At 64.7% G+C, this 6746-nt stretch carries 4 protein-coding genes; 1 reads left to right on the top strand and 3 read right to left on the bottom strand.

Features of this window, described 5'->3' with window-relative positions; translation table 11 throughout:
• A partial coding sequence (locus I55_RS35590; RefSeq protein ID WP_159107078.1) for a type II toxin-antitoxin system RelE/ParE family toxin occupies positions 1 to 204 on the top strand: 204 nt, incomplete at its 5' end.
• A 9-nt stretch (positions 205 to 213) separates the two neighbouring features.
• On the opposite strand, the gene I55_RS00355 is transcribed toward I55_RS35590, so the two are convergent.
• The 3 genes from I55_RS00355 to I55_RS32545 form a co-directional block, all read right to left on the bottom strand.
• Positions 214 to 1728 (bottom strand): tryptophan halogenase family protein, encoded by a 1515-nt coding sequence (locus I55_RS00355; RefSeq protein ID WP_044558419.1) that lies wholly within the window; start codon positions 1726 to 1728, stop codon positions 214 to 216.
• Positions 1725 to 3245: a tryptophan halogenase family protein gene (locus I55_RS00350; protein ID WP_044558418.1), complete on the bottom strand. Its 1521-nt coding sequence runs from the start codon at positions 3243 to 3245 to the stop codon at positions 1725 to 1727. Before I55_RS00350 ends, I55_RS00355 begins: the two co-directional genes overlap by 4 nt.
• A gap of 88 nt (positions 3246 to 3333) precedes the next feature.
• On the bottom strand, positions 3334 to 6636 hold the full coding sequence (locus I55_RS32545) for a TonB-dependent receptor (RefSeq protein WP_049973694.1): 3303 nt from the start codon (positions 6634 to 6636) through the stop codon (positions 3334 to 3336).
• Positions 6637 to 6746 lie beyond the last annotated feature (110 nt).

Below are 6746 nucleotides of genomic sequence, written 5' to 3'. Positions count from 1 at the left end.
GCATCTGAGCCATTCCGGGCCGCGCGGGAAAGGCTGGCGGTCTATCCCCTTATGGCGCCAGCGGGGTTGATTCCGGGAACCCGACGTCTGGTCGTGGCCCCCTACGTGCTGACGCTACGCCAGCGAAGCCGTATCGTGGAAATCGTCGACATACGTCACGCCCGACAGGACGATGGCTCCCTCCCCTCGGGTGAACAGGACTGATCGCAACGTTCAGCCCCCCGCCCGGCAGTGGCGGGCGATGAACTCCGCGTGGGTGGGCAGACGGGCGGCGGCCTGGGCCAGGCTGCTGCGGCGCAGGCGCAGGCTCTCCACGATCTCGTCCCGCTGCCGCGCCGCCATCAGGGGATCGCGGCGGGTGGGCACCAGGCCCAGGCCCACGAACAGGGCCTGCCAGCTGGGCGTGACGAAGGTTTCCTCGTTCAGCAACACCACGTGGCCGGTCTCGCGGAAGGTCTCGATACGCTGGGCCAGGCTGTCCGGCAGGGTCATGGTCCGCCGTTCCCGCCAGAAATCGGTGTCGTCGCGCTGGGTCAGCGCGTAGTGCATGATGATGAAGTCGCGGATGCGGTCGAACTCCAGCGCCTGGATGCGGTTGTACTCCGCCGCCAGCGCGGGATTGAAGGTCTGGTCCGGCAGCAGGCTGATCAGGCGGGTGATCCCGCCCTGGATCAACGAGATGGACGTGGACTCCAGGGGCTCGACAAAGCCGGAGGACAGGCCGATGGCGACGCAGTTGCGCACCCAGAAGCGCTGGCGCCGCCCGGTCTTGAAGCGGAGCAGGCGGGGTTCATCCAGCGCCGCCCCGTCCAGGTTGGCCAGCAGGCGGGCCCGCGCCTCGTCCTCCGACACATGCGCGCTGGAGAAGACATAGCCGTTGCCGGTGCGGTGCTGCAGCGGGATGCGCCACTGCCAGCCCCCCTCCAGCGCCGTGGCGCGGGTGTAGGGCGGCAGGGCCCCAAGTCGGGCGCTGGGAACAGCCCAGGCCCGGTCCACCGGCAGCCAGCGGCTGTAGTCCAGGAAGGGCTCCCCCAACACCTTATCCGCCATGAGGGACGTGAAGCCGGAGCAGTCGATGAACAGGTCGGCCGAGAGATCACGGCCGTCCTCCAGCCGAACGCCACGGATGAAGCCCGTCTCCGGATCCAGGTCGGTACCGGTGATGCGCCCCTCATGCCGCACCACGCCTTCACGCTCCGCCTTGGTGCGCAACAGGCGGGCGTAAAGGCCGGCGTCGAAATGGAAGGCGTAGCTGAAATAATGGTAGGGGGAGCGCGGATCCTTGTCCGGGGCCGCGAAGCGCCCGGCGTAGGCCATGACGGCGGCCATGTGATAGGCGTCGAAATCGCCCGCCGCATCCCCCACCAGATCGCGGGCCACCAGCCAGTGGTTCAAGGTCGAATAGGGGCCGGTGTTGACGACATAGTCGCCGAAGCCGTGGAAGAAGCGGTTGCCGGGGCCGCGCCAGTCACGGAATTCGATCCCCAGCTTGAAGGTGCCCTGGGTCGCCTTCAGGAAGGTGACCTCGTCGAGGCCGATGTCCTGATTGAACTGGCGGATGGTGGGCACCGTCGCCTCCCCCACCCCCACGATGCCGATGGCATCCGATTCAACCAGTTCCACCCGTGTGCCACCCAGACGAACGGCCTGGTTCAGCGCGCATGCCGCCATCCAGCCGGCGGTACCGCCGCCGACGACCAGGATGCGGCGCAGGCGCGGTGGCGTCATGCCCGGCCCCGCAGCGGGGTGGCGGACGCATCGCCCAGGAACGCCTCGTGCGGGCGGCAGCCTTCCGCCACCTGCTGGATCGTGCGCCGCATGGCATCAAAGCCGCTGCGCACCTCCTGCAGCGGGGCGACGTCGGTCAAGGGGTCGTAACCCCGGGGTTCCACACCCTGGCCCAGCAGGACCGCCAGCCAGTTGGGCTCCTGGAACAGCGTCTGGTTGGGGAAGATGGCGAAACCGCGGGCGCGGAACAGCGCCATCTTTTCCGCCAGGCTGTCGGGAATGGGCATGGTCCGGACGCGATCCCACAACGGCTCCCCCACCCGGTCGTTGGCATGGTAGTGGAAGATCAGGAAGTCCCGCACCTGTTCCAACTCCTCCGCCATGATGCGATTATAGATGCCGGTGGACACCGGATCGTCCTTGGCCAGGGGAAACGTGGCGGCGAACTTCATCAGCGCATGTTGGATGAAGTGGATGCTGGTGGATTCCAGGGGCTCCAGGAAGCCGGAGCTGAGGCCCACGGCCAGCACGTTCTTGTGCCGCGCCTGGCGCCGCCGGCCGGTGGTGAAGCGCAGGAAGCGGGGGTCCGCCAGGGGGGCCCCGTCCAGGTTGGCCAACAGCGTCCCGGCCGCCTCGTCATCGCTGATCAGGTCGTCGACGTAGACGTAGCCGTTGCCGGTGCGGTGGCGCAGATTGATGCGCCATTGCCAGCCGGCGGTGCGCGCCGTGGCCGTGGTGTAGGGCACCGGCGGCGCCACCCGTTCGGATGGTACGGCCACCGCCCGGTTGGCGGGCAGGTAATGCGACCAGTCCTCATACTCCCGCCCCAGCGCGTCGCCGATCAGCAGGCCACGGAAGCCGGTGCAGTCGATGAAGAAGTCGCCCTCGACCCGCCGGCCGTCGGTCAGATCCAGGTGGCTGACGGTGCCGTCCGTCCCATCCAGAGCGACGGCGCCCACCGTGGCCTCGATACGCCGAACGCCCCGGGATTCCGCGATGCGCCGCAGGAACTGGCCATAGAGGCCGGCATCAAAGTGATAGGCGTAGGACAGGGTGGATTTGGGCGTGCGTGGATCGGATGACGGGAAGTCGAAGCGGTTCTTGCGGGCCAGCACCTCGCTCAGCCAGAAATCGGACAGGGGGTGGGGATAGCCCTCCGCCTTCAGGCGCAACCACCAGGCATGAAAGGAGGCGCCGTTGATGGGCTGGCCAGGCTGGCCGAAGGGGTGCATGTAGCGGTGGCCTGGCCGCAGCCAGTCCACGAACTCGATCCCCAGCTTATAGGTACCCTCCGTGGCGCGCAGGAACTCCGCCTCGTCGATACCCACGGCCTTGTTGAAGACCTGGATGGGGGGAATGGTCGCCTCCCCCACCCCCACGATACCGATCTCCGCCGATTCCACCACGGTCAGCGTCAACTGACGGGCTGGGAACAGGCTGGACAGGAAGGCGGCGGCCATCCATCCGGCGGTGCCCCCGCCGACGATGACCAACCGCGTGATCGTGGACGCGGACATGGAACCACTCCCCCCGAAGACCAACCCAATAATGGGCGGCACCGATGTCGCCAGCGGTGCCGCCTGTGCTTAACTTTATGGGGATTTATTAATACACCGCGCGGAAAACCAGGGAATAGCGGCGGTCCGCGACCGTGTAGTTGTGCTTGTAGATCAGGCTGTCGCTCATGTTGCCCTGGGTGCCGTAGTACCAGTTGTCACGCTCGTCAATCGAGATGACGTTCTTGGTCGCCAGCAGGTTGGCCGCCTGGACACCGACCTTGAAGTGCTCGTTGATCGAGTAGATCAGCGATGCGTCCAACTGGCCGTAGTCCTCCATGTACGCCGGCGCCTGGACGTTGGAGGCCGAAGCCGCCATCAGGTAGCGCGACCGCCAATTGTAGGCCAGACGGAAGTCGACGTCGTACTTGGTGTACAGCAGGGCCGCGTTCAGGGTGTAGGTCGACAGTTGCTCCAGCGGCAGCTTCAGCTTGCTGGCACCGATCTGGCTGCCGTCGAAGACGCTGCCCGAGGTGTTCTGCGTGCCGCTGCTGTCCAGGATGGTGAAGTTGACGTCCGTGCCCAGGCCGCTGAAAATGCCCGGCAGGAAGTCATAGAAATACGTCACCTGACCTTCCAGGCCCATAATGCGGCCATGGCCATGGTTCTGGGGCACATTGCCGACGACGTTCTGGGTAATGCCGTTGTTGGTCACCTGGACGACCGTCTGGTCGCTCTGGATGTAGTCGTAGATTTCCTTGTCGAACACGCCGAACGACACCATCGACCCGGGCTTCAGGTACCATTCGTAGGACAGGTCGAAGGACTGGGCCCGCATGGGCTTCAGCTTGGGATTGCCGGTGTTGAAGGCGAAGGAAACACCGGTGTTGTACATGACCGGGCTGCCCGTCGCCGCCGCCGCGTTCAGTTCCGCCTGCGTATAGGGCAGGTTCGTGACGGTGTTGATCACCTTGTCCGTAACCAGGGCCGGACGGTTCTGATAGGTGCCGGTCATCGTGAAGGACGGCGACAGCTGATAGAAGTCCGGACGCACGATGGAGGTGGCGGCCGCGAAGCGGATGGCCATGTCATCCTGCGGCTTGAAACGCAGGTTCAGGCTGGGCAGCACATCGGTGTAATGGTTGCTGAACGACGTGAGCGCGTTGGCGCCGTTGGCGAACAGGAGCGCCTGCAACGCCGCGGGCGAATAGGACGAGGTGTCGCCATTCTGGCTGAGCGACGCGACATGGCCAAAGCCCATGGATTCGCTGTCCGTACGCACGACACGGACGCCGATGTTGCCGTCCCAGGGCAGGTTCCAGCCGAACAGATCGTCATGGCCGAAACGGAGCTGGGCGTAGATGGCGTTGGTCCGTTCCGTCTGGTCGTTGGTGCCCAAACCCGACGTGGAGGTGGGCGCGTAGTTGTAGTTGCCGTTGAAGGGCTGCCAGAAGGTGATGTTGCTGCCCACCGGCTGGGTCGTGCTGAGCAGGCTGTTGTTGGCATCCACCGGGGCGCCCGCCCAGATGGGCAGGTAACCGGCCAGGCTGCCGTTGGGGAACGGGCTGTACTTGCCCCCATTGGTGGCCCAGGTCGGGATGGTGCCGTGGCCGCAGGTGGCGCAGTAGTAGCCGTAGGTGCCGTCGGTATAGGCCGCCAGATTGGTGCCCAGGTTGGGCGTGTACAGCAGCTTCTGGATGTAGCTGGACAGCAGCGTCTTGTTCTTGGCCAAGTCGACGCTGGGCATCCACAGCGACGGCATGGAACCGCCGAAGAAGTTGTTGAAATTGACCACTTGCTGGTTCTGAGGGAACTGGCCCACGGTCGCGGTCTGGCCGGTGAAGGCCCAGGGGGCGGAAATCAGCGCCCAATTGTAGCCGCCATCCCTTTGGATGGAGTGGCGGTCCGTCGAGCGGAAGCCGAATTTCAACGACCGCAGGAAATCGCCGTCGATGTCGTAGGTGGTATCCAGCTTGCCCGTGGTCTGGTCGGCCTTGTCGATCTCATTATGATCCATGGCCGCGTACAGGTTGAAAACGTTGGGCGTGGCGGTCAGGTCCTGCATCTTGATGATGGGCACGTCGCCGCGCAGGTCCAGGCCCACACCGCCGGTGGCCGTGACCGTGTTGTAGACGGTCATGTCATAGTCATCGCGGCGGGAGAAGATGCGCTGGAAGTCGGCGTTGACATGCCAGCGGCCGTGGTTCCACTTGACACCGCCCGCCGCGTCCCAGGTCTCGCTGTTATCCTCGCCGTAACGGGTGCCCAGGTTCAGCAGGAAGCTGTTGGGCACGACGTTACCGCCGCCTTGGCCATCGACGATGGTGCCGGTCAAGAAATTGCCGTCGCCGTCGTAGGTGAAGTTGGTGCCACTGGCCGGCTGGTTCAGGAAATTCTGGTTGTTGGTCGCGGAGCAGCAGGCCGAGGTCTGGGCGAAATGGTCAGTGCTGATCAGCTTCGACGTGGTGCGGAAGTAGGTGCCGTAGAACTCCAACTCATCATTGGGCTTCCACTGGATGGCGCCATATTGGCCATCGCGGGTCTTGTCGCGATCCTCCAGGCGATATTCCACGCCGGTGGGCACCATGACCACGGACTTCGGCTGGCCGGAAATGGAGTTGTCGCCGTTGAAGTTCAGCGTCGTGCCGCCGTCGTAGGACGACTTGGTGGTGGTGGAATGGGCGTTGTACGGATCGACCTCGATGGCGTTCAGTCGGCTGCTGAGCTCCGAATGGGCGACGTCCACCAGGATGCCGATCTCGCCGATCTTGGTGTCCCAGCGGTTGGAATAGAGGCCGGAGGCCGACGGCGTCCACTTGTGGCGCAGGTCGCCGTTGGTGGCGTCGGCGGACAGGCCGATGACCTGGTCGTTGCTGTCGAACGGCATGCGCGTGCGCAGGTTGATGGTGCCGCCCAGGCCGCCTTCGACGATGTCCGCCGAGGGGTTCTTGTAGACGTCGACGCCGGCCGCCAGTTCAGGCGTCACGTCTTCCCAACCCAGGGCGCGGCCGTTCTTGGCGCCAAAGCTGTCGCGCCCGTTGATCTCGGAGCGCACCCAGGTCAGGCCGCGGATCTGCACGCCCGACCCTTCAATGTTCAGGCGGTCGATGTCACGCGGTTCGTTGGTGCGGCCGATGCTGATGCCGGGCACGCGCTGCAGCGCCTCGGTCACGGAACGATCGGGCAAGGCGCCGATGTCGACGGCGGAGATCGAATCCACGATCTCCTCGGAATTACGTTTGAACTCCTGGGCGTTGTTCAGGGCCTTGCGCATGCCCACGATGACGATCTCGTCCAGAGAATCGTCCTTCTGGGTGGTTTCAGCCGCGGACTGGGCACGCGCGATGCCCGCCCAGGTGAACGCCAGCGCCGAGACGGATAGCAGTGCGATGGCCTTTGAGGTGGGGCGCATCTTTTTTCTCCCAATTTATTTTATTTATTCGTGGACGCAAAAACGCGAACCGTCGCCGTCAGCGAACGTCCGCGAGAATCGGTCTTTTGATGTTGATGTTGTTCATGTTT

This window comes from Azospirillum sp. B4, from assembly GCF_000333275.1.
Classification (GTDB): Bacteria; Pseudomonadota; Alphaproteobacteria; order Azospirillales; family Azospirillaceae; genus Nitrospirillum.
Note: the sequence above shows the minus strand (reverse complement) of the source record. Positions and strands in the feature narration are given on the sequence as shown.